At 47.2% G+C, this 26999-nt stretch carries 23 protein-coding genes; 19 read left to right on the top strand and 4 right to left on the bottom strand.

From position 1 onward, the window contains the following. The first annotated feature begins 33 nt into the window (after positions 1–33). The gene (locus BN6465_RS09360; RefSeq protein ID WP_066733864.1) at positions 34–1470 is read left to right on the top strand and encodes an aldo/keto reductase; all 1437 of its coding nucleotides are present in this window, start codon (positions 34–36) and stop codon (positions 1468–1470) included. A gap of 19 nt (positions 1471–1489) precedes the next feature. Here the strand turns inward: BN6465_RS09360 and BN6465_RS09355 are convergent, their stop codons facing one another. Next, positions 1490–2623: an ROK family transcriptional regulator gene (locus BN6465_RS09355; RefSeq protein ID WP_066733862.1), complete on the bottom strand. Its 1134-nt coding sequence runs from the start codon at positions 2621–2623 to the stop codon at positions 1490–1492. A 268-nt stretch (positions 2624–2891) separates the two neighbouring features. On the opposite strand from BN6465_RS09355, the gene BN6465_RS09350 reads away from it, so the two are divergent. From BN6465_RS09350 to BN6465_RS09280, 15 genes are all read left to right on the top strand, one after another. After that, a complete protein-coding gene (locus BN6465_RS09350) occupies positions 2892–4514 on the top strand; it encodes a mannitol dehydrogenase family protein (RefSeq protein WP_066733859.1) in 1623 nt (540 codons plus the stop codon). Position 4515: 1 nt separating this feature from the next. Further along, the gene (locus tag BN6465_RS09345; RefSeq protein WP_066733854.1) at positions 4516–5874 is read left to right on the top strand and encodes a GntP family permease; all 1359 of its coding nucleotides are present in this window, start codon (positions 4516–4518) and stop codon (positions 5872–5874) included. An 11-nt stretch (positions 5875–5885) separates the two neighbouring features. Next, the gene (locus BN6465_RS09340) at positions 5886–7106 is read left to right on the top strand and encodes a PfkB family carbohydrate kinase (RefSeq protein ID WP_082891637.1); all 1221 of its coding nucleotides are present in this window, start codon (positions 5886–5888) and stop codon (positions 7104–7106) included. Positions 7107–7398: 292 nt separating this feature from the next. Then, on the top strand, positions 7399–8466 hold the full coding sequence (locus BN6465_RS09335; RefSeq protein ID WP_066733851.1) for a linear amide C-N hydrolase: 1068 nt from the start codon (positions 7399–7401) through the stop codon (positions 8464–8466). Between the two features lie 12 nt (positions 8467–8478). Beyond that, positions 8479–9885 (top strand): phenylacetate--CoA ligase family protein, encoded by a 1407-nt coding sequence (locus tag BN6465_RS09330; RefSeq protein WP_066733849.1) that lies wholly within the window; start codon positions 8479–8481, stop codon positions 9883–9885. Further along, entirely contained in the window at positions 9860–10621 is a 762-nt protein-coding gene (locus BN6465_RS09325; protein WP_066733847.1) for an ABC transporter ATP-binding protein, read from the top strand. Before BN6465_RS09330 ends, BN6465_RS09325 begins: the two co-directional genes overlap by 26 nt. Before the next feature lie 12 nt (positions 10622–10633). Next, on the top strand, positions 10634–12985 hold the full coding sequence (locus BN6465_RS09320) for an ABC transporter permease (RefSeq protein WP_066733845.1): 2352 nt from the start codon (positions 10634–10636) through the stop codon (positions 12983–12985). 43 nt (positions 12986–13028) lie between these two features. Next, positions 13029–13604 (top strand): cyclophilin-like fold protein, encoded by a 576-nt coding sequence (locus tag BN6465_RS09315; RefSeq protein ID WP_066733843.1) that lies wholly within the window; start codon positions 13029–13031, stop codon positions 13602–13604. A 62-nt stretch (positions 13605–13666) separates the two neighbouring features. Next, positions 13667–14533, top strand: coding sequence for a DUF3737 family protein (locus BN6465_RS09310; protein ID WP_199882832.1), 867 nt, complete (start codon positions 13667–13669; stop codon positions 14531–14533). 32 nt (positions 14534–14565) lie between these two features. Continuing rightward, positions 14566–15174, top strand: a complete 609-nt coding sequence (locus tag BN6465_RS09305; RefSeq protein ID WP_066733837.1) for a LysE family translocator — start codon at positions 14566–14568, stop codon at positions 15172–15174. Between the two features lie 16 nt (positions 15175–15190). Then, positions 15191–15712 carry a flavodoxin family protein gene (locus tag BN6465_RS09300; protein ID WP_066733834.1) on the top strand — a complete coding sequence of 174 codons (522 nt, stop codon included), beginning with the start codon at positions 15191–15193 and terminating at the stop codon, positions 15710–15712. Positions 15713–15860: 148 nt separating this feature from the next. Continuing rightward, positions 15861–16307: a dehydroquinate synthase/iron-containing alcohol dehydrogenase family protein gene (locus BN6465_RS09295; RefSeq protein ID WP_066733831.1), complete on the top strand. Its 447-nt coding sequence runs from the start codon at positions 15861–15863 to the stop codon at positions 16305–16307. A gap of 74 nt (positions 16308–16381) precedes the next feature. Then, a complete protein-coding gene (locus BN6465_RS09290) occupies positions 16382–16903 on the top strand; it encodes a cyclophilin-like fold protein (protein ID WP_227183456.1) in 522 nt (173 codons plus the stop codon). 15 nt (positions 16904–16918) lie between these two features. Continuing rightward, positions 16919–18097, top strand: a complete 1179-nt coding sequence (locus tag BN6465_RS09285) for a MalY/PatB family protein (RefSeq protein ID WP_066733828.1) — start codon at positions 16919–16921, stop codon at positions 18095–18097. A 34-nt stretch (positions 18098–18131) separates the two neighbouring features. Continuing rightward, entirely contained in the window at positions 18132–19241 is a 1110-nt protein-coding gene (locus BN6465_RS09280; protein ID WP_066733825.1) for an MBL fold metallo-hydrolase, read from the top strand. 31 nt (positions 19242–19272) lie between these two features. Here BN6465_RS09280 and BN6465_RS09275 read toward each other — a convergent pair whose 3' ends face one another. Together BN6465_RS09275 and BN6465_RS09270 are read right to left on the bottom strand one after the other, a co-directional pair. Next, positions 19273–20415: an aldo/keto reductase gene (locus BN6465_RS09275; protein ID WP_066733822.1), complete on the bottom strand. Its 1143-nt coding sequence runs from the start codon at positions 20413–20415 to the stop codon at positions 19273–19275. A gap of 228 nt (positions 20416–20643) precedes the next feature. Beyond that, the gene (locus tag BN6465_RS09270; RefSeq protein ID WP_227183452.1) at positions 20644–21012 is read right to left on the bottom strand and encodes a hypothetical protein; all 369 of its coding nucleotides are present in this window, start codon (positions 21010–21012) and stop codon (positions 20644–20646) included. Positions 21013–21208: 196 nt separating this feature from the next. Between BN6465_RS09270 and BN6465_RS09265 the strand changes: the two genes are divergently transcribed. Together BN6465_RS09265 and BN6465_RS09260 are read left to right on the top strand one after the other, a co-directional pair. Further along, positions 21209–22714 carry a catalase gene (locus BN6465_RS09265; RefSeq protein ID WP_066733821.1) on the top strand — a complete coding sequence of 502 codons (1506 nt, stop codon included), beginning with the start codon at positions 21209–21211 and terminating at the stop codon, positions 22712–22714. A gap of 93 nt (positions 22715–22807) precedes the next feature. Further along, on the top strand, positions 22808–23527 hold the full coding sequence (locus BN6465_RS09260) for a LytR/AlgR family response regulator transcription factor (protein WP_066733819.1): 720 nt from the start codon (positions 22808–22810) through the stop codon (positions 23525–23527). 49 nt (positions 23528–23576) lie between these two features. On the opposite strand, the gene BN6465_RS09255 is transcribed toward BN6465_RS09260, so the two are convergent. Continuing rightward, on the bottom strand, positions 23577–25466 hold the full coding sequence (locus tag BN6465_RS09255) for a sensor histidine kinase (protein ID WP_066733816.1): 1890 nt from the start codon (positions 25464–25466) through the stop codon (positions 23577–23579). A gap of 230 nt (positions 25467–25696) precedes the next feature. Here BN6465_RS09255 and BN6465_RS09250 point away from each other — a divergent pair. Continuing rightward, positions 25697–26999, top strand: a 1303-nt coding sequence (locus BN6465_RS09250) for a carboxypeptidase-like regulatory domain-containing protein (RefSeq protein WP_154670251.1), incomplete at its 3' end; no start/stop codon positions are given.

Raw genomic sequence — 26999 nt, 5'->3', positions numbered from 1 at the left:
AGAATCGTACTCAGATAGGATAGGAGAGTGAATATGAAACGAATCATGGCCGCCGCATTAATCATCTGTATGATGCTCACACTGGCATCATGCTCTTCACAAGAGAAAGCGAAAGGCGCAAAAACAAATCAACAGACTGAAACAGATGGTGCAAAGCATATATTGACCGCCTATTTTTCCTGCACGGGAACGACAGAACAGATTGCCGGCTGGATTGCGGATAAGACAGACTCGGATATCTATCAGATTACGCCCCAATCCCCATATAACAAAGACGACTTGAATTATGGTGATTCATCTTCCAGAACGACGACAGAGCAGAATGATGCATCTGCAAGACCCAAGATATCCGGCCGGGTAGAAGATATGGATAAATATGACGTTATTTTTCTTGGCTACCCCATCTGGAATGGGCAGGCCCCGCGTATTATCAGTACCTTTTTAGAAAGCTATGATTTCTCAGATAAGACCATCATCCCGTTCTGCACGTCCCACAGCAGTGGAATTGGCTCCAGTGACACACAACTGCATAGTCTCTGTCCCGATTCTGTAACGTGGAAGCCCGGAGAGAGATTTTCGGCAGATACCACAAGCGATGAGGTAAATGACTGGGTCGGTGGATTGAATATAACGATGGAAACAAGCGCAAATACAGGCATATTTCATTTCGAGACGAAAAAGGTTTTATTAAACAGCGGTTATGAAATGCCAATCATGGGTCTTGGCACTTACAGCCTGTCAGATGAGGAATGTGAGAACTCTGTTAAGTCATTGCTGGAGGCAGGAGGCAGACTGATAGACACCGCCTATATGTACCACAATGAAGGGGCGGTCGGAAAGGCTGTCCGGGAATCAGGCATTCCAAGAGAAGAAATCTTTGTTACGACAAAAATCTATCCAAGCCAGTTTGACAATGCTGCCGGCGCCATAGACGAGGCATTGGAGAAAATGGATATGGAATATATCGACCTTATGCTCCTGCACCATCCTGGTGACGGCGATGTAGAGGCTTATAAAGCCATGGAGCAGGCTGTGGCTGACGGGAAACTCCGCTCCATTGGACTTTCCAACTGGTATGTGGAGGAGCTGGAAGATTTTCTTCCCCAGATTACAATCATGCCTGCCGTAGTACAGAATGAGATTCACCCCTATTATCAGGAAAATGACGTGATTCCCTACATTCAGGAGAAAGGAATCGTTGTGCAGGGCTGGTATCCATTTGGAGGACGTGGCCACACAGCGGAATTGCTGGGGAATGAAACCATATCTGCCATCGCACAGGCCCACGGTGTCACATCCGCACAGGTGATTCTCCGCTGGAATCTGCAGAAAGGTGTGATTGTGATTCCCGGCTCCAGCAATCCGGAGCATATTCGGGAGAATCTTGAACTTTTCAGTTTTGAACTGACAGCCGAAGAGATGGAACAGATCAATGCACTTGACCGTAATGAAAAACATGATTGGTATTAAAAACCTGCTTAAATAGTTGTTATATAGATTGAATAAACTGCTCTACATAAAACAAAGCAGCGCCGATAGCTGGAGTATATTGTCCGTGCACACCGACCAATATATGATTTTTTCCCAATGCAAAAGGAGAACTTGAATTCATACGTTTTTGTAAATAATCAATATCTGCTTCTGTAAAATAAGGTGCCAGATATCCACTGATGATAATGGGGGCATCAATTACAAGATTCAGATTTCTCATGGCAAATGCCAGATGATTGAGATAGTCTTCCCAGATTTGTGTAAGCTGGGGAGACTTTTTTTCTCTTAAAAGAGGAAAAAATTCCTTTATAGACAATCCAGAAGCGTGTTCCAGCGAGTTAGCGGAACAATATGTTTCCAGACAGCCACGGTTTCCACAATAGCAAAGCGGACCATCGGGATTGACACACATATGTTCAATGGTGCCGCTATGCATGGAGCTTCCCTGATGGATAACACGATTCGTTATGACAGCGCCGCCCATATTTCTATTCAACAGAAATATCACAGCGCTGTCAAGGTCTTGATGATTCCACAATTCCAGACTGGCAGCAGATTTAGAATCATGCTCTAAATGACATGGATACGGAAGGTGAATGGAAAAGTCTTCCAGTTTCATGTTGGTATTATTCATTATAGCTCCATAAGTTACCGTTGTATGATCCGGGGAAGTGATTCCCTGAGTAGCAATGGAAATTCCAAGTATTTTTTTTTCGTCATATTGATTTACGGCAATAAATTCTTTGATTTTGTCGGCGACTTGTTTATAATATGACGAATTATTTGAATAGGGCAGAGAGATTGTATCTGCATAGAGTGTATTTCCGTATAAATCAATAGCGGTAATATGGAACAGATTTTTCAAAATACCGATACCGATTGAAATTTTATAGTTAGAGACAATCCGGATTGCGTGGGCCTTCCTTCCTCCGGTAGAGTCAAAGTATCCGTTTCTTTCAATTAAGCCTTCTTCTTCTAATAAATTCAGATTTTGGCTGACCGTAGATAAACCCATCTGCATCTCTTGAACAATTTGAAGCTTGGAGGTGGCTTTTTTCTTATAAATATATTGATAGACCTTTGATTTATTTATTTTTTTTAAGTTGATTGTGGTCAATCCCTTTTCACTCATAATATTCTCCTGACCCGGATAAAGCGGGAAAATTAGTAGTAGACGCCTAAAGTTATATCTTAATCATACGGTTAAGATTTAACTTTATTTTATTATAAATTAAAATGGAATGCAATAATCAGAGAAAACATAGTGATAATACACAAAAAACAAAATCCAATATTGTTGTTTTTGTCAATGGATTTATGAAAAATCAAGTTATATACTATACTTACAATTAAGACTTAAGCATAAGTATTGAACGAAAATGAAAAGAGGAGGTAACAGCATGAAATTAACAATCAATGGAATTAAAGACCGTGAGTCATGGGAAAGGGCAGGAATCGTACTCCCCACATATGATGTGGAGGCGGTCTCGGAAAAAGCAAAGAAGGAACCAAAATGGGTACATTTTGGTATTGGCAACATTTTTCGCATATTTATAGGCGGTATTGCAGATGGACTTTTGGAAGAAGGTGCAATGGATCGGGGCATCACCTGCGTGGAGACATTTGATTATGATGTGGCAGATAAAATTTACGAACCTTATGACAATCTGGGCCTGAGTGTGATTCTACATGGAGATGGAACCAGAGAATATAAGGTGCTGGGTTCACTCGCTGAGGCAGTGAAAGCACAGTCTTCCAATCCGACGCAATGGAGTCGGTTGAAAGAAATTTTTACCAGCCCGTCTCTTCAAATAGTTTCTTTTACAATTACAGAAAAAGGATATGCATTGCAGAAAGCGGATGGAACATGGTTTACCTTTGTAGAATCTGACATTCAGAATGGCCCGGATAAAGCTGTGGGAGCTATGGCAGTGTTGACGGCTATGCTCTATGAACGATACAAAGCTGGAAGATATCCTTTAGCATTGGTATCGATGGATAATTGCTCGAAGAACGGTGAAAAACTTCGTGAGTCTGTGCTGGCTATGACAGAAGAGTGGCAGAAAGCAGGCTTTGTGGATGCGGGGTTTGCAGCCTATGTAAGTGACGAAAATACAGTTGCTTTCCCATGGACTATGATTGACAAGATTACGCCCCGCCCGAGTGAGCAGATTGCGGAAGACCTTGAAAATCTGGGCGTGGAGGATATGCAGCCGGTTATCACAGAGAAAAAGACCTATATTGCTCCTTTCGTGAATGCTGAAAAGCCCCAGTATCTTGTGATTGAAGACAACTTCCCCAATGGCCGTCCTGCTTTGGAAAAAGGTTTTGGTGTATATATGGCTGATAGGCAAACCGTAAATCTGTCTGAACGTATGAAAGTAACAGTATGCCTGAATCCAGTGCATTCTGCCACAGGCCCTCTCGGTGTGGCGCTGGGATATGAACTGTTCGCCCATATGCTGAATACAGATGAAGATATGATGAAAATGGCCCGTATGGTAGCTTATGATGAAGGACTTCCCGTTGTACCAAATCCGGGAATTCTCTCCCCACAGGAATTTGTGGATGAACTTTTTCAAGAGCGGTTCCCCAATGAATATTTGGGAGATACAAACCTTCGTCTGGCGGTAGATGTGTCTCAGATGGTAGGTATCCGTTTTGGAGAGACGATAAAAGCATATGTGGCAAAATATGGAGATGCTTCACGACTTACCGCGATTCCGCTTGGAATTGCCGGGTGGCTTAGATATATGCTGGCCGTAGATGATGAAGGGAAAAGATACGAACTTGCCCCTGATCCTATGAATGAGGAAATTCAGGAACAGTTAAAGGACATTATCGTAGGGCAGCCTGAGACTTTTACAGACCAGCTTAAGGCAATTCTATCTAATGAGCGTATATTCTTTATTAACATTTATCAGGCCGGACTAGGTGAAAAAATTGAAACGATGTTCCGTGAAATGATTGCCGGATCTGGAGCCATAAAAGCAACCGTACATAAATATGTAGGAGGAAGGTAAAATGACAGAACCGGTATTTGCAGCCGAACCATCAAGACTGTTGATTGCAGCAGTAGCAGGGATTATTTTATTATTGTTATTAATCATTAAATTTAAAATTCACCCGGTGTTATCCCTGTTGATTTCTGCGTTGTTTATTGGCCTTGGAGCCGGAATGCCGGTTCCGGCTCTGGTCAATACTGTGGAAAAAGGGGCGGGAGAAACACTTCAAGGAATCGTGCTACTGATTGGACTGGGCTCTCTGTTCGGCGGTATCTTAGAAGTATCAGGAGGAGCACAGTGTGTTGCCCAGACATTAGTAAATAAGTTTGGAGAAAAAAAGGCAGGCGCTGCCTTGGGAATTACCGGATTAGTAGTCGGTACAACGGTGTTTTTTGAAGCGGGCGTTGTTATATTGATTCCTTTGGCATTTGGACTGGCTAAAAAGACAAAAAAATCAACACTGTATTATGTAATTCCTCTTCTGGCAGGTTTGGCAGCCGGATTTGCTTTTATCCCGCCATCTGCGGGTTCTGTACTGGTCGCAAATATGCTGCATGTAGACTTGGGAGTTATGATTGCCGTAGGTGTGCCGGTGGGTATATTGTCTCTGATTTTTGCGGGAATTTTATGGTCTAAATTTATTGGAAATAAGATTAACACAGGACTTCCCTCAAACATTCAGGAAGTCAGGGAAGCGGAGGATGGTAATCTTCCGGCATTTTCCACCGTACTGTGTATTATCCTTGTGCCCTTGGTTTTAATTCTATGCAGTACAATTTCAGCTTATATTCCGGGGATTGGTTTTATCCGTCCGGTATTGGATTTTCTTGGAACACCTTTTGTTGCCCTAATTATAGCTGTACTTTTGGCAATGTATTTTCTGGGAAAGAAGCAGGGGTATAATGGAGAACAGTTAAAGAAGATACTGGACCGGTCCCTGCGGCCGACGGGACAGATTCTTTTAGTTATTACAGGCGGCGGAATTATCCGCTGGGTATTACAGGATTGCGGCATGGGAAATATTATCGGACCTGCACTTGAAAAAAGTGGCCTTCCCCTCGTTCTTGTTGCTTTTTTGATTGCGGCGCTGATTCGCATATCTGTCGGGGCGGCAGTTGTAGCGATGACAATGGCAGCGGGAATTATGGCGGCATTGCCGGGAGTTGCAGAGCTGTCACCAGTTTATCTGGCTGCCATGGTATGTGCCATCAATGGAGGGGCCACTGCATTCAGCCATGTAAATGATTCTGGTTTCTGGCTTGTAAATTCATTGTTAGAGATAGATGAAAAGACAACCTTAAAATCGTGGACAATCATGGAGACGATTATAGGAATTACGGGATTAGTATGTGCGATTGTAATTAGCATATTTGCGTAGGGGGAAGATGGATGATTGTAAAAGTATTTTTGGGAACAATGCAAAACGCAAAGAAATTGGTTAGTATCACTGAATCCATTCCATATGATGTGGAACTATGTAATGGCCGTTATGTTGTAAATGCAAAATCTATGCTTGGCGTGTTAAGCCTGCCGGATTTTGATATAGGGGAATTACATATTCACACGGATAATGAAAAAGAATGTGAAAAGCTGCTGCATCATTTATTAGAAGAAAATCTTTTGCAGGATACGAATGATGCTGTTCGCAGATCTATTTATGATATAACGGTGTTTGGAGAAATTTTGATTGATTTTACTTCTCAGGGAATCAATGAAAATGGACAGATGCTATATGCAAGAAATCCGGGAGGAGCACCGGCAAATGTTGCTGTTGCGGCTGGAAAACTGGGAGCACATACAGCATTTATTGGAAAAGCCGGAAGAGATATGCATGGAGAGTTTCTTCAATCAGTTTTAAAAAGGGAAAACGTGGATACGACAGGATTAATTCTGGATGAACAGTATTTTACTACACTGGCGTTTGTAGAGGTAAGTGAAACGGGTGAACGTACTTTTTCTTTCGCAAGGAAACCCGGAGCGGATACGAAGCTCCAAAAAGAAGAAGTAGAGGTAGATATTCTGGATAATACGCATATTTTTCACGTGGGTTCCCTGTCACTTACAGAGCAGCCGGCGAGAGACACAACATTTTATGCGGTGAAAAGGGCAAAGAATAAAGGAAGTATTATTTCGTATGATCCGAATTACCGGGTATCTTTGTGGAAAGATGAAGAAGTGGCAAAGCAGCATATGAGAAGTCTTGTTCCATATGTGGATCTGATGAAAATATCGGATGAAGAAACGGTACTTTTAACAGATTGCAAAGATATTCAGGAAGCAGCAGAAGCTTTATACCGTCAGGGGGTAAAAATTGTAGCTGTTACACTCGGGGCAAAGGGCGCCTATATTTACTGCAAAGAAGGTGGCAGCATGGTCCCGGGATTTACTGTAACAAAGCCGGAAGATACAAACGGGGCAGGTGATTCGTTCTGGGGCGGATTTTTATATAAAATCAGTACTTCTGAAAAGCAGTTAGATGAATTAACAATAAAAGAATTGGCGGAGTATGCACGATTTGGAAATGCGGTTGCCAGCCTTTGCGTGGCGAAAAAGGGTGCGATTCCGGCTATGCCTAGATTGTCACAGGTAGAAGAAAGGTTAGAAAACTAAAATAAGTATATTGGATAAAATCGGAGCATCTGGAATTTTTAATTATTCCAGATGCTCTATTTATTGTCTGGCTGCACAAATAAGCATTGAAAAAACCTATTCAAATCAATTATTTCTAAGTATTTGTTATCCATTTGAACCAATGCTATGATAAAAGCAGTTAAGGAACACGAAAGAATCCGTTTAGAAATTGTTTATCTTTTTGTTAGCTGTGTGTTATCCGCAGACATTAAAGTATAACTTGAAGCAGCAAGGCTGGCTTTGATTCAGATTAGGAAAGGAAGTACGGGAAATGAAGAAAAAAATATATATGGCATTCCTGCTGTCGCTGGCAATGGGATTTGTCACCGGATGTGGAGAAAGTGCAAAACCATCTGATACCGTACAGACGGATAAGAATTACATCAAGCCGGATAAAAAAATCCAATCACTGGAGGAAGGGCTGTCCGTAGTCCGGTTTGAGGGTAATTACGGTTTTGACGGGTTTTTGGAGCAGGGAGGCGCCTCTTCTGATAATGGGGTCGTGGAGTATTTAAGCAGTGCGCTTATGTCCAATATACCTAAACTGCTCATGGGCCAAAGTCCATTCGGATGCAGCACCCTGTCTGTGAAGCATACAGAAGGGGGAAATCTGTTCGGGAGGAACTTCGACTGGAACACCTGTAATGCACTGATCGTAAGCGCCAGACCGGAGGAGGGATATGCCTCGGTTTCCACCGTCAATACGGACTTCATTCAGGCCGGGGGACTGGACATTTCAAGGCTGCCGGACACGGCGCAGGCGATTATCGGGCTGTATACCCCCTTGGACGGTATGAATGAAGAAGGGCTTGCCGTGTCCGTCAATATGATTGAGGACTCGGCTACTATAGAGCAGGATACGGACAAACCGGATATCACTACCACGACCGCCATCCGCCTCCTTCTTGACAAGGCGTCAGACGTGGAGGAAGCGCTGGAGCTGCTCTCACAATATGACTTCCATGCTTCCATGGGCATGATGGTTCATCTGGCTCTTTCCGACGCGCAGGGAAACAGTGTGGCAGTGGAATATATAGACAATGAGATGGTGGTCACAGAGACCCCCGTTGTCACGAACTTCTATCTGGCGGAAGGAGTAAAATACGGGGTTGGTACATTACAGTCCCACACCAGATACGACATCCTGAATGAGGCGCTTGAAGGAGCAGAGGCCATGACAGAGGCGGATGTAAGGGATGCCCTTGACAGTGTGGGCAAAGACAACTTTGGTGAATTTGAATCCACGGAGTGGAGCATTGTCATGAATCAGGAGACAAAGGAACTGACCTATTATCACAGAGAAAATTATAAACATGGATATACCATTTTGGTGGAGTAAGGAGGGAGGCGCATGAGGAACTATATAAAAATACTGGTGGCTTTATACCGATTAAAGAGGCAGGCAAAGCTTAGCGCAAGAAAGATGCGCGCCCTGCAGGAGAAAAAATTGAGGACCATGCTGCACTATGCGTGGGGAAACTCCGTTTATTACAGAAGAACTTTTGAAGCTGCGGGAATCACGGAAGAACAATTAGATGAGCTCCCCCTTTCCTGCTTTCCAACCATGGATAAGAAACTATTTCTGGAGCATTTTGACGAGCTGGTCGTGCCGCAGGATTTACGTCTCTGTGAGGTTCGGGAGTTCGATGCGGCAGAAAACGCAGACCGGAAGCCCTACAAAGGGAAATACCATGTAGTACATTCTTCCGGAAGTACCGGAAAACCCGGCTACTTTGTATATGACGAGGAGGCATGGAACAGTATGCTGGTAGGCATGCTCCGTGCAGCGCTCTGGAATATGTCCATGCCTCAGATTCTGTCCCTGCTGGCGAAGCGTCCCCAAATTGTGTATATTGCGGCCACGGATGGACGCTATGGAGGGGCGATGGCGGTGGGCGATGGGATTTCCGGAGTGGGAGCGAGCCAAATGTATCTGGACATTAAGATGCCTCTTGACGAATGGATACGGCAGATCAAAGAGTTTCAGCCAAATATCATCATTGGATATCCCTCCGCCATCAAAATTCTTGCAGAACTGGTGGAAAAGGGGAGCGTTCAGGTGAATGCGGTGCGGGTGATCTCCTGCGGGGAGCCTCTTGGGGCAAGCCTTAGAAGCTATCTGGAGAAAAGCTTTGGAACAGACGTGGTTAATTTCTATGGAGCCAGCGAATCCCTTACACTGGGGGTGGAAATGAACCCAGAGGAAGGGATGATCCTCTTCGACGATATGAATTTCATTGAAGTGGAGAGCGGTGCGATGTACCTGACCTGCCTGTACAACTTTGCACAGCCGTTGATCCGTTACCGTATCTCTGACAGCCTGATGCTTAAGGCAGCCGGGGAGAACAGCCCTCATCCATTCACAAGAGCCGTAGGCCTTCTGGGGAGAGATGAAGATATCCTCTGGTTTGAAGACGGCTCCGGAAACAAAGAGTTCCTGCATCCCCTTGCCATAGAAGGCTTTTGCGTCGAGGGGCTTATGGATTACCAGTTCCGACAGGTTGGGAAGGACGCATTTGAGATGTATGCCGAAATTACTGAATCTGCATCCGAAACGCATATCCGGACAGAATTACTGGAGCAGATGAAAAAAATACTTTCCGAGAAGAAATTGGACTATGTACAGTTCTATGTAAATTTTGTGGATGAAATCCTTCCGGATGCAAGGACTGGTAAAAAGCCGTTGATTTCCGCAGAGAGGGGATTTGATACAGAAAGGGAGGCATGGCAGGATGAAAAAAGTGTTATTGCAGGGTAGAGGACTTACCAAAGTATTTACACAGGGCCAGACAAACAATAAGGCGTTGGACGAAGTGGATGTGGATATCTTTGAAAAGGATTTTACCATCATCATGGGCTCCTCCGGGGCGGGAAAGTCTACGCTTTTATACGCTCTGAGTCAAATGGATGCAGTGACAGAGGGGACGGTGTCCTATAGGGGACAGGAGCTCACAAGACTTAAAGCGAAGCAGCTGGCGAAGCTCCGTGCAGAAGAATTTGGCTTTGTATTTCAGCAGACTCATCTGGTCAGCAACCTGACACTTTATGAAAATGTAGCTGTGGCGGGCTTTCTGGGCAAAAAGGGCAGCTCTTCACAGATACAGCGCCGGGCGCAGACTTTGCTCACTCAGATGGGGGTGGAAAAGGCAGAGAACCGCCTTCCCTCTCAGGTATCCGGCGGTGAGGCACAGCGGGCGGCCATAGCAAGAGCCATGATTGGAGAACCGGGGCTTCTGTTCGCGGATGAGCCTACCGGGGCACTGAACCGCTCACATACCGGGGAGGTACTGGACCTTTTGACAGCGCTGAACCAATCAGGGCAGAGCGTCCTGATGGTGACCCACGATTTGAGGGCGGCTGTGAGAGGAAACCGGATTTTGTATCTGGAGGACGGAAAGATTCTGGATGAACTGGAACTGCCCGCCTATCAGGCTGCACAGGACAGACAGAGGGAAGGCAGGATAAGCGGATGGCTTTCCAAATTACAATGGTAGGAGGTGCAATGCGTGGAAAACAGAATCTTATTCCGGGCCGGAATCAGAAGGCATAAAGGCAGCCTGATAGGAATTGCCGTCCTGCTGTTTTTGGTATCGCTCTCCTTATCCACCGTCCTCACTGTATCTCTTGGGGGAGGCAGCTATATCCGTCAGGAGATGCAAAGGGCGGGCTTTGGAAGCTTGACCGCATGGGTGTCCGGCGTGCCGGACATGGAGCTGTTGACAGACAGCATAAAGGCACAGGAAGGAATCGAAGGGCTCCAAGTACAGAACCTGCTTTTTTCCGACTATGAGGCAAAGGGAGTGGAGTCGGACAGCGAAGGGCAGCTTATTCTTTGGAGTGGCGGGGATAAAACATACCGTTTTTTCCGGAATGATTTATCCGGTTACAGTGAGGCGCCAAAGGAGATTGCACACGGAACGGTCTATGTATCGCCTTCTATGATTTCCATCATGAATCTGCAGATTGGAGACAGCATTACCTTTCCGATAGCAAGAGGGGGGCAGAACGTAAGCCTTACGGTTGCGGGGTACTATGAGGACCCCTTCATGGGAAGTTCCATGATCGGGATGAAAGGTTTTTTGATTTGTGAAGCAGATTACACAGCAATCCTTCAGGACATTGCGGAGACCGGTATGGACAGTTTGGCCAGAAACGGAGCAATGCTCCATATTTTCACAGAAGCAGGGAGTAATGCCAGTATCGCAGACATCAGCCAGCTTCTGAATGAGAACACGACCATATCCCAGTATACGGAGTTCATTCACAGTGCGGATGCCATCGAAGGCTTTATGGGGATTCTTCAAAATGCTTTCTGCGGACTTTTGGCGGCATTTGCCCTGATTCTGCTGGCGGCGGCCATGGTGGTTCTAGGGCACAGCATTTCCGGTGTGATGGAACAGGATTATAAAAATCTTGGGATATTAAAGACCATTGGACTGACTGGAGGCGGTCTGGTTCGGGTGCAGCTTGCGCAGTATCTGGCAGCCATGCTTGTGGGAATTTTACCCGGAATTTTGGCGGCATATCCGGCGGCCAAGGCGGCAGGCAGGATGACACTTACCACCACAGGAGTTCTCCTTCCCGCAGATTTACCGGTACTGCCATGCATGGCAGCTTTTACGGCAATCCTGCTTTTGCTCATGGGATTTACAGTCCTGAAATTGAGAAAAATCAGTTCAGTCACACCCATGAAGGCCATCCGTGGGGAAACAACGGAAATCAGATGGAAACCGGGAAAGTCATTTCAGATGAAAATAGAGGGGCTTCCCTTCCGGTTAGCCGTGCGTCAGCTTCTGTCAGGAAAAAAACGGTATGTAAGCGCCTGTCTGATTGCCGTCCTGCTTGTGTTTTTCGCTTCATTGGCCGGACGGATGAATACATGGCTTGGGCCGGAGGGCAAGGGGATGATGGATGCCTTTAACCCGGCGGATCTGGACATTGGCGTGCAGGCCATGGGAGAGCTTGAGCCGGAGGAGATGGAGAATATGGTGCGCTCCTACACGGACATAACGGACAGCTATCTTCTCGCCATGCCAAGCGTCTCCGTGAACGGGACCAATTATACGGCAAATGTGATTACTGAGCCGGAGCGCTTCCATATCAGTCAGGGGGATACCAGCCGGAGCCCGGATGAGGTGGTGCTGACGGAGACTGCCGCCTCTGATCAGGGGGTGGGCATCGGGGACAAAGTGACCGTCCGGGGCGACACGGGAAGCGGGGAATTCACGGTTTCTGGAATCTACCACTGTGCCAATGACATGGGGGCCAACATCGGAATGAACCGGGAAGGATATCTCACCATCGGGCAGGATGCCCCACAGCTTTGGTGCCATCATTATTTCCTTGCAGACCCGTCCAAAAGGACAGCGGTCACAGAGGCGCTTACAGAAGCATACGGCGGCGATGTGCATGTCCACGAGAACTCGTGGCCGGGGCTTTTCGGAATCATTGCAGCCATGCATGGGCTTTTGGTCTTTATGTATGGGATGATTGCCCTGTTTGTACTTATCGTGGTTCTCATGGCGGGAGGCAGGATTCTGGCAGCAGAGCAGAAAGACTTGGGCATCTATAAATCCATGGGATGTTCTGTCAAAATGCTGCGAGTCACCTTTTCCCTGCGGTTTGGCATCGTGGCTTCCATAGGAGCCGCAGGAGGGACGGTATTGGCGGCAATTCTTACGGATTCGTTTGTTTCCGCTGTGATGCGGCTTGCGGGAATCAGCAATTTTGCATCCCGCCCTGACCTTTCCAACATCGTCCTGCCGGGTCTGATAGTCGTCCTATTATTTCTTGGATGTTCCTATCTGGCGGCCGGCAGGATCAAGAAGGCGGATATGGCGGTCCTGACGGCAGATTAACATATAAATATATTTTGGTGCAGAAGCGCAGAAAGGATAGAGTATGAAATATAAAACAGTGAAAAAAGTAATCGGAGTGGCAGCCGTAATAATGCTGTCAGCCGTAATCCTTGGAGGGTGCGGACAGGATGAGGCAAGCCGGGATGCCGGGAGTGCCGGTCAGAATGGGGCTGAATCAGATATGGAGACCGGCAGCCAGACAGCAGGCCGTGTTTCGGAGCTTGAGGTCCGGTTCGGAGATGACGGGGAACCGTTCATGATGCAGCTGGAAGAGAATGAAACCGCCGAAGCAATTGCCCGCTATGTGGGGACATCGGACTGGCGTCTTCCTATCTATGAGCGGGACCCCGATGCAGACTACGATGTCATGCAGTATTATGATGTCTCCAGCAGATATGACATCCCTTCCGACCCGGAGACAGTAACTTCCGAAAAAGCAGGGGAGGTATACTATTCAGACCCCAACCGTATCGTACTTTTCTACCATGATGCGGAGATTACCGGGGAGTATACCAAGATAGGAACCTTTGACGCGACGGAAGCGTTTGTGAAGGCGGTAGAGGAAAATCCGGTGCTGGAGGGATGGGGAAATAAAATCGTACAGATTGCCCGTCCATAGAGAAATACCATATGGAATGATAACAATGGATCAAACAAAGAAGGAGATTAAAAATGCAGGAAATGAAAGAAATCAGACAGGAATATTTGACAGGGGAGCGCCCGCTTTTCAAAGGGGAGAATTTGAAAATATACGACACCATCTTTGCGGACGGGGAATCACCATTGAAGGAGAGCAGCCATATTGAACTTTACCAAAGCATGTTCAAATGGAAATATCCACTTTGGTACGCAAAGGATATCTTGGCCGAGGACTGCACATGGTTTGAAATGGGCCGGGCGGGGGTATGGTATACCGACAATATCACAGTGAAAAACACAGTCATTGAAGCGCCGAAAAATTTCCGCCGCTGCCATGGCGTGACTCTTCAGAACGTAAACTTTCCAAATGCCGCTGAAACTTTGTGGAACTGTGACGGTGTGACCATGGAGCAGGTGAGCGCCAAAGGAGATTACTTCGCCATGAACAGCCAGAACATGAAGCTCTATGACTTCCAGCTGGTAGGTAATTATTCCTTTGACGGAGTGAAGAACATGGAAATCCACCGGGCAAAAATGATTTCCAAAGATGCATTCTGGAACAGCGAGAATGTGACCGTATATGACTCCTTCATATCCGGGGAATATCTGGGCTGGAATGCAAAGAATCTGACTCTGGTCAACTGTACCATCGAGAGCCTGCAGGGAATGTGCTATATTGAAAACCTTGTGATGAAAAACTGCCGTCTGCTGAATACCACGCTGGCCTTTGAATATTCTACCGTGGACGCGGAGATTGAAGGAAAGATAGACAGTGTCATGAATCCGTCGGGAGGAAGTATCACGGCAGACTATATTGAAGAGTTGATTATGGAAAAAGACAAGGTGGACCCGGATAAAACGGTCATTACCTGCAGAGCAGGGAATCAGGAAGAAAAAATGGCGGTGTAGCCTCATCGAGGAGGGTGAAAGGAGGGTAACAGATGGCCAGTTTTATTTTACGGGGGATTCTCATTGGCCTGCTGTTTGGAATGCCTGCAGGTGTGGTGGGAGCTATGACGGCCCAGAGGACGTTGAATTACGGTATGAAAGCAGGTCTTTTGACCGGTCTTGGCTCATCTGCCGCAGACTGCCTTTACGCCTATGTTGGCGTTTTTGGGCTGACGCTGGTATCCGATTTTTTGCTCCGGTATCAAAGCATCATCAATCTTGCCGGCGGCTGCTTGATATTGGGAATGGGTATCCGAATGCTGCTCATCAAAACTAGCAGACCAGAAAATACAACGGCCCCTGCCAAAGGCATCTGGCTGTTTGTCTCCTCCTTTGCTGTAGGAATTACGAATCCCGCAGCCATTCTGACCTTTCTGTTTGCCTTTTCCTGGTTTGGCATAGATGGACAGACAGGACAGGCTAATGGAATAGGAGTAGTCTATGGGGTATTTGCCGGGACATTTTTGTGGTGGATTTTACTTTCCGGCGGAGTTCTTTTGTTTAAGAAAAAAGCAAGGAATCCTCGGTTTTATATCATGAACCGAGTATTCGGAAGCATTCTTATTTTCTTTGGCGCAGTGGTGCTGATTCGGAATTTCTAAGAAAGGGATGAACAAAATGAAGATATTGCTATTAAATGGAAGTCCAAGACCCAACGGAAATACAGCTAAGATGGTAGAAGCATTTAAAGAAGGTGCTGCTGCAGGCGGGAATGAAGTAAATGTCATAGATGTCTGCCGTAAGAATATCAAAGGGTGTCTTGCCTGTGAGTATTGTCACACCAAAGAGAAGGGACAGTGTGTCCAGAAGGATGATATGCAGGAGGTTTATGCTCTGCTCAAAGAGGCAGAAATGCTTGTCATTGCATCGCCTATCTACTATCACGGGATATCCGGCCAGCTAAAGTGTACCATAGACAGATTTTACTCTGCCGCTTATCCGGTCAGGCCGGAGAACCTTAAGAAAGCGGCGATGATGCTCTGCTCCGGTGACAGAGACCAGTATGATGGAGCGAAATTCTCGTATGACGGCGATTTCCTTGGCTATCTTGGTTTGGAGGATATGGGGGTCATTACAGTAGCAGGCGATGTTACACAAGATAAATTAGATGAGGCTAGAGCTCTTGGCACTTTATTGTAGAAAGAAGCAAAGCCAACGATTGACTGCTCTAAGGGGATTGCGGCTGCGGCAAAAACAGAAGACGGAGATGTATGGGGCGTAATCTCTAACATGGTTACCAATGAAAAGATTGGTTTAGGCGGAAGTGCCTTACTCCCCAGAGCCGCATTTGAGAATCCGGAGCTTAGCTTTTCACTTCCTGCGTATCAGACAGCCTGCGGCATTGGCGGAACCTGAGAATTATGAAGCAAGGGCAAATCTTATGTGGGCAAGCTCCATGGCGTTGAATACGATTCTTGACGCAGGGACAGTGCACGGCTGCGCCTGCCATGCGATGGAACATGAGCTTTCTGCATATTATGATATTACCCATGGACATGGACTTGCGATCGTGACACCCCGATGGTTAGAATATATTACAAATGAAACAACCGCTCCTGCAATCTATCGCCTTGGTACAAAGGTCTTTGGACTTGAGGAAGGATTGGACGATATGGATGGGGCAAAGAAAACTGCGGAAGCAGTGGCAGAGCATGCTTGTGGTGGTGGGGTGATAAACGGAATCAGAAACCTGAATGCTGATGATGTGGAGAATATCTATAAAATGTGTTTATAAGCATAGGGACTGTTTGGACAACGGTTACGGGTTCTTTATATGACTCAAGAGAAGAACGGCAGGAGGAAAATAACATGAAAAAAAGATGTTTCGCTCTATTATTAGCGGTTCTATCGGCAATCTTGCTGACGGCCTGTGGAAGCAGCGCAGACAGTGGAGGAGAAAAAGGCCGGTCTGTGCGTCCAAAGTCAGAGGACGTGGCACAGAATACGGAAAATAAGGAAGGGGCAGGAGATGAACAGATGCAGGAAATGATAATTGATGCAGGCGGACAGAGCTTTCGGGCTGTCCTGTATGACAATGAGACAGCCCGCGCGTTAACGGAGCGGCTTCCCATGACGCTTCCTATGGAGGAACTGCATGGAAATGAAAAATTCTATTATTTGGAGGAAGGACTGCCCACGGAAGCAGAAAACGTAGGGAGCATTCAGACAGGAAATATCATGCTGTTTGGCTCAGACTGCCTTGTCCTCTTTTACGATGGTTTTGACACCTCGTACAGTTATACAAGAATCGGACAGATTGAAGATGCACAGGGGCTGGCAGAGGCACTGGGAAACAGCACCGTGGAAGTGGCCTTCCGCGCGGGAGAATAGGAGGAAACAGATAGGATGAAAAATCTGTTTGATGAAAGAATCGACCGGAGAAATACCGGTTCTATGAAATGGGATGTGGCAGACAAGGAGCTTCCCATGTGGGTGGCAGATATGGACTTTCAGACGGCACCTGAGATTACAGAATGTATCAGGAAGAGGACTGAGCACGGGATATTTGGGTATACCGTATTGACAGATGAATGGTATCAGGCTTACCAAACATGGTGGAGAGAGCGGCATCATTTTGAAATTGACAGGGAATGGCTGCTCTTTTGTACCGGAGTCGTGCCGGCCATCTCCAGCATTGTCCGGAAGATGACAACAGTTGGGGAAAATGTGGCAGTCATGACCCCTGTTTACAATATATTTTTTAATTCCATCTTGAACAATGGACGAAATGTGCTGGAAAGCAGGCTGAAGTACGATGGTCATGAATACCGGATTGATTTTGATGATTTAGAAGAAAAGCTTTCTGACCCTCAGACTACACTTCTAATCTTATGTAATCCCCATAATCCCATTGGGAAGATATGGGACAGAGAAACCTTGGAGCGAATTGGTGATTTGTGCAGCAGATACCATGTGCTGGTGCTTTCGGACGAGATACACTGTGACCTTACAGAGCCGGGACGGGACTATACTCCCTTTGCATCTGTATCGGAAAACTGCCGCAAAAACAGCATGACCTGTGTGGCGCCGACAAAAGCGTTCAATCTGGCGGGCATCCAGACGGCTGCGGTGATTGTCCCTGACGAAAACCTGCGCCATAAGGTGAACCGGGGTCTGAATACCGATGAGGTGGCGGAGCCCAGTGCGTTTGCGGCGATTGTGCCTGTTGCGGCATTTACCCGCGGCGGGGAATGGCTGGATGCCCTGCGGAAGTATCTGTGGGAGAATAGAAGATTTGCAGAAGACTATATCGAAAGGGAGATTCCGGGAGTATCAGCGGTTGCCGCTCAGGCGACCTATCTGCTCTGGCTTGACTGCAGGGACCTGACTGGAGACTCCACGGATTTCTGCCGCTCTATCCGTAGCCACAGCGGCCTTTATCTATCTGACGGGAATGAATACCGGAATGGAGAGGGATTCCTGCGCATGAATCTTGCTTGTCCGAGACAGCAGGTGGAGGATGGACTGAACCGACTGAAAGAAAGTGTTGCTGTCTATGAGACAGGGGTCTGTGAGCAGTGTTAAACCATAGATATGGAAAATGCAGGAGGAATACTTTATGAGAAAGAATAGGATAAAGAAAGTGCTTGGCATCTTGCTTGCGCTTGCGGCAATTCTCGTATTGGCGGCGGGATTGTTTCTGATTTTCTGGCCTGCTCTGGGCAAAAATCCGTCTAGGGAACAGCAGGCAGAATATGGGGAGCGAACAGATGCTTTTTATGACGGCGCTTTTCACACGCCGGAATACTTTCAGCTTATCGTAGAGACGGAAGATAAAACAGAAGAGAAAACAGAGCAGACGCCGGAGGGTGCCATCCCGGTAAATAAGATTACAGAGCTTCCGGAGGTAGGCATTCAGGATTTGACTTTCACATGGTTTGGGCATTCTACCTCTCTTTTGCAGATGCATGGAATGACCGTATTTATCGACCCTGTACTCAGTGAGTATTCCTCCCCGGTAGGGGTTGCAGGAGCAAGGCGTATGGCGGAAGTTCCGATGACTGCTGAAAATGTACCGGAGATTGATATTCTCCTGATTTCCCATGACCATTACGACCATTTGGATTATCAGACGATAAAAGACATTGACGCAAAAGTAAAGAACTATTGTGTACCTCTTGGGGTAGAAAACCATTTGGAGCGGTGGGGAGTGAATCTGGAAAAGATTCATACGATGGCCTGGTGGGAGGACACAGAAATCGGCGGGCTTACCATATCCTCCACGCCGGGGCAGCACTATTCAGGTAGACTTCCGTGGGGAAACAACCGGACTCTGTGGAGCGGATACTTCCTGCAGGATGAATACCACAAGGTCTATTATAGCGGAGACACCGGATACGGAGAATTCTTTAAGGAAATCCGGGAACGGTACGGGGAACCGGAGCTGGTGCTGTCTGAGGACGGGCAGTATGATCCGGAGTGGCCCTACTGCCACATGAGTCCCCGGGAAGTCTTACAGGCAGCCGAGGATATGGGGACAGAATGGGTCATCCCTATCCACTGGGCCGGATTTGTGCTTTCCAGACATGCGTGGGATGAGCCGGCGGAACAGCTCACTACGCTGGCTGCCAGTTCGGATGTCTCCGTATCGACACCCAAAATCGGTGAGACAATCCGCTTGGACAGGATAGAGCAATATCAGGAGAAGTGGTGGCGTGAAGTCCAGTGACATTTATGTATAAAAATATTAGATTCCTATATTACACCGTAACCGTATCCTCCGTCTGGCTCTCCCAGCCGGCAATCTCCTCCAGCCGCCGCACGATTCCGAGGTGCTGGGTACACTCCTGCTCACATTTCCTGCACTTGATACAGTCCCCGGCCCTTCCCTTCGTGTTGGCGCTGTAGTTATAATACTCCAGCCCATACACCATATCGATCATCTCTTCCTCCGTCTTATGGAACATCTGCTTTTCGTTATACAGCAGCATATAGGCAGGAATATTGATTCCCTTTGGGCAGACACGGCAGTACCCGCAGCCGGTACATATTTCCTTTGTGGCCCCATGGAACTTTTCCTTGATACGCTCCAAATCGGACGTCTGAAACGGTACTGCATGGTCCGCCATCTCACAGGCCTCATCGATATCGCTCTTGCGGCTGAACCCAATCAAAGAAATTGTGATTTCGGGACTGGCAATATTGAAGCGCAGAGCCGCCTGCGTCACGGTCTCTCCGGGTTCGGCGAGAAAGGCCAGCTCTTTTTCATGAGCCGGGATTGTACCGCCGCAGAGCGGGTTCATGGCCACGACACCATAGCCCTTTTGATAAGCATATTCTACACCCTTCCAGCGGTAAGGAAAATTAAGCAGGTTAATCCCCATAGTTACGCCTGTAAAGGTGTGGGCATCCAGCACTTGTACCACTTCCTCGCCCGGCTGGTGGGAGGAGAAGCAGAGATGGTCGATAAGTCCCTGTTCCTGACACCATTTCAGACCCTCGTACTGTCCGCCTTTTGCCATGGACAGTTCATAATGCTCCATTTTCCGGATACACCATACATGGTAAAAGTGGATTTTCGGAATCCCCATGATTTCCAGAGAGCGTTTCACGGAAGCGATTGCCAGTTCCTTTGTCGGGCACATCTTCGGCTTGCTTTTTGTGGAGACGTAAAAGTCCGTCTTTCCTTCTGCCAAAAGCTTCCGGAAGGCGATACCGAATATTTTCTCGCTCCTGTCATCACAGTATCCGGGAGCGGTGTCAAAATAATTGATTCCCTTATCGTAGGCATACAGTATCATGTCAGCGTTCTCTTCATCGGTTTTATCAAGGCCAAACCGCAGACCCCCGAATCCCACTACCGATACCTGCTTATCAGTTCCGGGATAATTTACATATTTCATAATGACCTCCAGCTTTTCTTTCTGTTTTCTATTGTGACATAAAAATGGAAAATCTGCTACTCATAACTTTACGTCAAAAACGGTCTGTATACAATCATATATACTGTAAAAGTGATGACAAATATGGAAGCGGTATATATTGCCTTACTGTTTGTCCTTTTATAAAACATTGCTCCCAGCGTGACGGAAGCGATTATATCCATCAAAAGTTGAAATAGAAATACCTTATTATTCATAAAGTAGATCAGTACGCCTATGGCCTCTGCCGCAGCCAAGCGAAAGAACCGAATATAAAATAAAAAGATTTGTTTGAAATCCATCATTATCAAATGCCGGTGAGACCAATCCCAGTATATATTTCAATACATAAAAGCTCAGTGTCATCCCAAACATATATAAAAATGTGTTAATTCCTGAGCTTAAATTAGAAGTGCTTTTCAAAACGATAATTACAATACAGATAATCCAAAATCCAAAAAGTGTGGCGACGGATGAAAAACACCAAATGCTGTCCGCCGGACAAAAATCTGTCAGGCGGCATAGTATTCCTGCAATAATGCCATATATAAAAAATATCGGTGTCGCATTCTTTCTCATAATATTCTCCTCAATTTCATTTTTATCAGGTTCATTTTATTATTCTCCCACGCTGATGTCAAACAATTCTACAATCTATTAATCAGAAAAAAATAATTGACAGAAAAATAACCATTATTGACTTGACTTGTCAGAAAAGATATAATGATGATAGTAATTAAAAATGATAATCATTATTAAGAAGGAGGATGGATACATGGAGGCTAAGAAACTTACAAATGAAGTAGGGGCGCCGGTAGCTGAAAATGAAAATTCGTTGACGGCAGGCCCGAGGGGTCCGGTTGCGATGCAGGATGTATGGCTTTTAGAAAAGCTTGCGCATTTTGACAGAGAAGTGATTCCGGAGCGGAGGATGCATGCCAAAGGCTGGGGAGCTTACGGAACATTCAAAGTAACACATGATATTACAGAGTGGACGAGAGCAAAGGTGTTTGAGCCGGGGAAAGAAACGGAAGTGTTTGTCCGTTTTTCCACGGTGGCAGGAGAGCGTGGAGCTGCGGACGCTGAACGGGACATCAGAGGCGTTGCATGTAAATTTTACACCGAGGAAGGGAATTGGGACTTGGTAGGCAATAACACCCCGACCTTCTTCCTCAGGGACGTACATAATTTTCCGGATTTGAACCGTGCAGTTAAAAGAGACCCACGTACCGGAATGCGCTCTGCGCAGAACAACTGGGATTTTTGGACACTGCTTCCCGAGACCTTCCATCAGACCACCGTTGTGATGTCTGACCGGGGAATTCCTGCATCCTTCCGCCATATGCATTTTTACGGAGAGCACACCTTTAGCTTTTACAATGCAGAGAATAAACGTGTGTGGTGTAAGTTCCATTTCCGCACACAGCAGGGCATTAAGAACTTAAGTGACAAAGAAGCGGCTGAGCTTATAGCCGTGGACCGGGAAAGCCATGGGCGTGATTTGTACGAATCCATTGAAAAGGGAGAGTATCCGAGATGGACGCTGTATGTACAGATTATGACGGAGGAACAGGCATTGAAGCACTATGAAAATCCGTTCGACATTACAAAAATATGGCGCCACAAGGAGTTTCCGCTCCACGAAGTGGGAGTTTTGGAATTGAACAGGAATCCGGAAAACTATTTTGCAGAGGTAGAACAGGCGGCGTTCACACCGGCCCATGTGGTGCCCGGTATCGGATTCTCGCCGGATAAATTCCTGCAGGGAAGGCTGTTTGTCTACGGGGACGCGCAGCGCTACAGGCTGGGCATCAACTACAATCAGATTCCGGTAAACAAAGCGCGCTGCGAGGTCAATGATTATCACCGGGACGGGGCCATGCGTGTGGACGGCAACTACGGCGGAAGGCCGGCCTATACGCCGAACAGCGCGGGGGACTGGGCGGCACAGCCAGACGTGATGGAACCGCCGCTAGATTTGTCCGGTGCACTGTATGCGTATGATCCCAAGGACGACCCGACGGACGACAACTTCCGCGCGGGCGGAGATTTGTACCGGGTGATGACAGAGGAAAAAAGAGCGGTTCTTATTGAAAATACGGCGAATAATATAGCGCCGGTAACGGAAAATATTAAGTACCGCCATGCCGTACACTGTTATCTTGCGGATGAGGAGTACGGAACCCGCATGACAGAGGCTCTGGGATTGGATTTTGAAAAAGTGAAAGAGCTGTCAGCGCTTTCCAATGAGGAGCTGATTCGGGCGACTCTGCGGGAATAAAATGGGAAAGAATCCCGAATCGCATTGTTTTAACGGCTGAAAAATGATATACTTCACCTAAAAAAGTAGTTATCATTGGGAGGCGGGGAAGGGATGTACCGTATTGCGATTTGTGATGATGATGAGCAGTTTCTCCATCATCTGAACCGGAAAACAGAAGAGATTATGACTGAAAACGGCCTGACGCGCGGCCGGGATTTTGAAATCGATGTATTCAGCGGGGCGGCGTCGATGCAGCGCAGAATGCCGGGGGACATAAACTGCTGGAACATCCTGCTTTTGGACATCGAGCTTTCCGATGAAAACGGGATAGAGCTGGCTAGGACTTTGCGGAAACAGCAGGTTACGTGCAGTATTGTCTACATTACGGCCTACCGTGACTATGTATTTGACTGTTTTGACACGCAGCCCCTTTGGTATCTGCTAAAACCAGTGGATTTTAAAAAATTAGAAACTATTCTTATGGCGGACTACCTCAGAAATTATGCGGGGACACGGCTTTCCCTTAAGATAGAGGGCAGGCAGGTATTCATTCCGTTTCCGGATATTTATGCGTTGGAATCTACCCAGCACCGCACAAGAATATGGCTCGGCGACAGCTTCCGTGACTGGAACGGCGCACTTTCTGCCTTGAAACCTCAGCTTCCCGCATTTGGTTTCTGCCAGTCCCACAACAGTTACATCATTAACCTGAGCCATGTCAGGGAGATACAGCGCATGGACGTGCTCATGGACAATGGAAGGACGTTTCCCATAAGCCGCCGCTGTTATGACCAGTTCTTTGAGAAGTATTTTGCTTTTTTGAAAATCTGACACAATTTAAAACACTGCCATTTCCACCTGAAGGAAAGGGCAGTGTCTTTTATTGTACAGAAGAGTTTGTATCAGGCATAAGGAGGGCGGTGCGGACGATGACGGTACCGTCTTCCTGTTTTATCTGGAGCTTGCTTTGGTATTTTTTCGCAATATCTGACATGGCTTTCATGCCGTACCCGTGCCCGGCGCCTTTCATGCTTCGAAAAAGCCCTGTTTCTTTGTCTGTCAGGGTAGTGCCATCACAAGGGTTCATAGTTTCAACAAACAGATAGCGTCCGCGCACGTGCATAGTCAGTTCGAGTACCCGCTCCTTTTTTCCGGGGAGCAGAGACAGCGCCTCTATGGCATTGTCCAGCATATTCATCAGCAGAGTACACAAGTCTGCGTCGGGGATAGAAATATCTGCGGGCACTTCCACGTGTAGATTCATTTGGATACGTTCTCTCTTCGCTTTGGCAAGGGCACGTGTTACAAGGGCATTGACGATAGGATGCTGGCACACTCTTAACGGCGGGATTGTTTCTGTTTCTTTCGTCAGTTCTTCGAGGTAACGCTGTAACCGCTCCGCATTTCCCTCGTGGCTCAAATCCAGCATTGTGTGCAGATGGCGCAGCATATCATGGCGCATGCCCGCAATCTCGGTACTGCTCTCCTGAATACTCTGAATGTTCTCTTGAATCAGCTCATTTTTTGCCGATATCACAGACAGCTCACTCTGTATGGCTGCCGCTTTATGTACAGCCTGAACAAAACTGACTCCGCCACCAAGGAGCAGCAGGATGCCGCCGTAAAACTGAAAGGCTTCATACAGCATGACAGTCGGGGAACGGAGCATACTTACAAAAACGGAATCCCCGTGCCCGGCCAGTATAAGATATGAAGCGGCTGCGATGCCGGCTGCGATGACCGCAAATAAGGCCGGCGTGAACAGGCGAAAGACCGTATTCTTATCCTTCCATTCCAAAACGGCGAACACACACAATGCCAGCAGAGGAAGATACAGTAATGTATCACACGAAGAAGCGAAAGAGAAATCTGGTATGAGGTGGGCTGCAAGCGACAGTACAAACGGCACTAGTATAAATGACGCATACCATTTCTTCCAGCGTTTCATCTGCAGGAGCAGGTACAGGATTGGCAATTCCAGCGATAAAGGGATAAGCAGCCCTACCGGTATAAAATTGAGTGAAAAATGAGAGCTGAAATAAAACTCAAAGTTCAGCAGGACACGCAGTGACTGTATTAAGGCCGCTGCGGTCAACAGCAGGTTGGAATATGACTTTTGCCCGTGATACCAGTTGTAAAAGAAGAGTCCCAACAGCAGGAGGGCAGCCGCCATATAAGCCGTGGCAGGCATGGAAATCCGGTTCGCGTCACTGACAAGCAGCTGTGTCAGAATGTTTTCGCTGGACAGACGGACCATCGGCAGCCCGCGGTAGTCTGCCGCGGTATAGGACGCGGCGGCGATTGTCAGTGTCTTTCCTGCATAATCCGGGGGCAGTGTCAGGCGTACATACTCACCCATCCCCGGAAGCCCTTCATATTCTTTCGGGAATTCCACGGAGCCGATGCGGTTGTCGAGGCCCGGATTCACAGTATAGAGAAGCTCTCCATCCAAAAAGACACTCTCCTGCCAAGTTGTGCCATCCAATTCCAGTACGGTATACCCGGCCTGTTCCATGCCTTTATCCAATACACGGGAAAGATAGAACGTCTCGCCGGAACTGTCAAAAAGCTCCTGAACAGAGGCCTCTTTTTTTGTACCGTTCTCCATTTTATAGATATCCCAGCCATTAGAATCCTCAAATGTAGGCGTGAGGAACAGCCTGTCTGCGTCGGTAACTGTATAAGAGCGCATAAAAGTAAACGCCAAAAAGATGAAGAGCGCATAAAGAGGGAACAGCACTATTTTCCAGTTTGATTTTATGTAATTCAAGAAAAAAACCTCCTTTTCTATCAGCATACCAGCAAAGAGGGAAGCAAATCAAGAGCAACCTTTACCAGTTAAGGGCAGTTTCCTACCAATTAGGAAGACCCTCTTTTTTCGCCCTCCGCTTTTTTGCTAAGATTAAATCCGTAGACATCAAGTGGGTGAAAGACTTTTTGCCCCTAACATCATCACATAATTGTATATAAAAGCGCAAGGGAAGAGAGGTATATAGAAGAATGAAACGAAAGAAAAGACTGGCGGCATTTTTGGCAATCGCACTGACGCTTCTGTCCACGAACCTTACTGTCTTGGCGGAGGAGCCGGCAGACGAAATCACGGTGAGCGGCACGGTAACCGACACAAACGGTCATGATATGGACGGGGCGGTGGTGACCTTCACCGGTATCAATACAAGCGGACAGGCAAAAACCTACACCACACAGGTGGCGGACGGGGCGTACAGTCTCGGCATGGAAGCCGGAACCTATCAGGCGGCAGCCTCACTGAGCGGCAGTCAGATTATCATCACTTCCGGCGGCATCGTTACGGTGGACAGCGACAGTGTGACACATGATATCGCGTTAGAGGCTTCCTTTCTCATCCGTCAGGTCAGCGGCAGTCTCACAGAGGAGAACGGCTGCAATCTGGACGGGGCGGTGGTGACCTTCACCGGCGGCGGCCAATTCTTTGAGACGGTTCTGACAAACGGCAGTTACAGTGTCGGTGTGCCGGAGGGGACTTATACCATTACGGCGGAGAAACCGGGGTATACGATAGAAATCAAGGACGGAGCTTCCATTGAGGTGTCAGACGGCGACGTCTCTCAGAATATCAGCGCAGCGGCCACGCCGAATACGCACACAGTTTCCGGAAAACTTGCAGATTCCGGGGGGAAACTTAAAGAGGGCGGAACCATAATGTTCAACGGCCGGAGTACGGCGGACGGAACACGAAAGGTGTTTACCGGCACTCTCACAAAGGATGAGGAGACAGTTATCCCCTATAGATATAAATTTGAGGTGGCGGGCGTATGGGAAGGGACTTATGATGTTACGGTCACTGGCCCGATTACAATCGGGGGGGAGAGTAAATGCATTATGGTTACGAAGCCTCATGACGGAAGGGTCGTTGTGCAGGATACAAACGTATTCGCGAATGTGGAAGTTAATTCATCCTATCCTTCCGGAACCGTGTCAGGAAACGTGACAGATATGGGAGGAGTTTCCATGGAAGGCGCGGTGATAAGATTCACCGGCCCAACCTCTATGGACAGCCAGACTAGGACTTACAGTACAACGATTGATGGCAGTGGAAATTATGAGGTGCTGGTGTGCAGGGATTGGGAGGGTAAAGGCGGCTATACCATCACGGCAGAAAAACCGGGGTACACCGTGGAGGTTCAAAGCGGCAGTCCGGTCTCTGTCAACGATGGCTATGAAGCTGACGGCATAACCCCAAAAGCGAAGGATATGCCTGACACCAATATTACGGTAACCGCCTCCCCCAATAAGGGCAATGTAAGCGGCAGTGTGGCGGGAA

The sequence above is a fragment of the Bariatricus massiliensis genome (assembly GCF_900086725.1).
Lineage (GTDB): Bacteria > Bacillota > Clostridia > Lachnospirales > Lachnospiraceae > Allocoprococcus > Allocoprococcus massiliensis.
This window is presented reverse-complemented; position numbering and strand designations above follow the sequence as displayed.

Coding starts and splice junctions, on each gene's coding strand:
- BN6465_RS09305 (WP_066733837.1), top strand. CDS start 14,566: ATGGCCAGTTTTATTTTACGGGGGATTCTCATTGGCCTGCTGTTTGGA.
- BN6465_RS09355 (WP_066733862.1), bottom strand. CDS start 2,623: ATGAGTGAAAAGGGATTGACCACAATCAACTTAAAAAAAATAAATAAA.
- BN6465_RS09290 (WP_227183456.1), top strand. CDS start 16,382: ATGAAAAAAAGATGTTTCGCTCTATTATTAGCGGTTCTATCGGCAATC.
- BN6465_RS09360 (WP_066733864.1), top strand. CDS start 34: ATGAAACGAATCATGGCCGCCGCATTAATCATCTGTATGATGCTCACA.
- BN6465_RS09280 (WP_066733825.1), top strand. CDS start 18,132: ATGAGAAAGAATAGGATAAAGAAAGTGCTTGGCATCTTGCTTGCGCTT.
- BN6465_RS09285 (WP_066733828.1), top strand. CDS start 16,919: ATGAAAAATCTGTTTGATGAAAGAATCGACCGGAGAAATACCGGTTCT.
- BN6465_RS09310 (WP_199882832.1), top strand. CDS start 13,667: ATGAAAGAAATCAGACAGGAATATTTGACAGGGGAGCGCCCGCTTTTC.
- BN6465_RS09335 (WP_066733851.1), top strand. CDS start 7,399: ATGAAGAAAAAAATATATATGGCATTCCTGCTGTCGCTGGCAATGGGA.
- BN6465_RS09350 (WP_066733859.1), top strand. CDS start 2,892: ATGAAATTAACAATCAATGGAATTAAAGACCGTGAGTCATGGGAAAGG.
- BN6465_RS09300 (WP_066733834.1), top strand. CDS start 15,191: ATGAAGATATTGCTATTAAATGGAAGTCCAAGACCCAACGGAAATACA.
- BN6465_RS09325 (WP_066733847.1), top strand. CDS start 9,860: ATGAAAAAAGTGTTATTGCAGGGTAGAGGACTTACCAAAGTATTTACA.
- BN6465_RS09330 (WP_066733849.1), top strand. CDS start 8,479: ATGAGGAACTATATAAAAATACTGGTGGCTTTATACCGATTAAAGAGG.
- BN6465_RS09345 (WP_066733854.1), top strand. CDS start 4,516: ATGACAGAACCGGTATTTGCAGCCGAACCATCAAGACTGTTGATTGCA.
- BN6465_RS09270 (WP_227183452.1), bottom strand. CDS start 21,012: ATGAGAAAGAATGCGACACCGATATTTTTTATATATGGCATTATTGCA.
- BN6465_RS09315 (WP_066733843.1), top strand. CDS start 13,029: ATGAAATATAAAACAGTGAAAAAAGTAATCGGAGTGGCAGCCGTAATA.
- BN6465_RS09260 (WP_066733819.1), top strand. CDS start 22,808: ATGTACCGTATTGCGATTTGTGATGATGATGAGCAGTTTCTCCATCAT.
- BN6465_RS09340 (WP_082891637.1), top strand. CDS start 5,886: ATGATTGTAAAAGTATTTTTGGGAACAATGCAAAACGCAAAGAAATTG.
- BN6465_RS09265 (WP_066733821.1), top strand. CDS start 21,209: ATGGAGGCTAAGAAACTTACAAATGAAGTAGGGGCGCCGGTAGCTGAA.
- BN6465_RS09275 (WP_066733822.1), bottom strand. CDS start 20,415: ATGAAATATGTAAATTATCCCGGAACTGATAAGCAGGTATCGGTAGTG.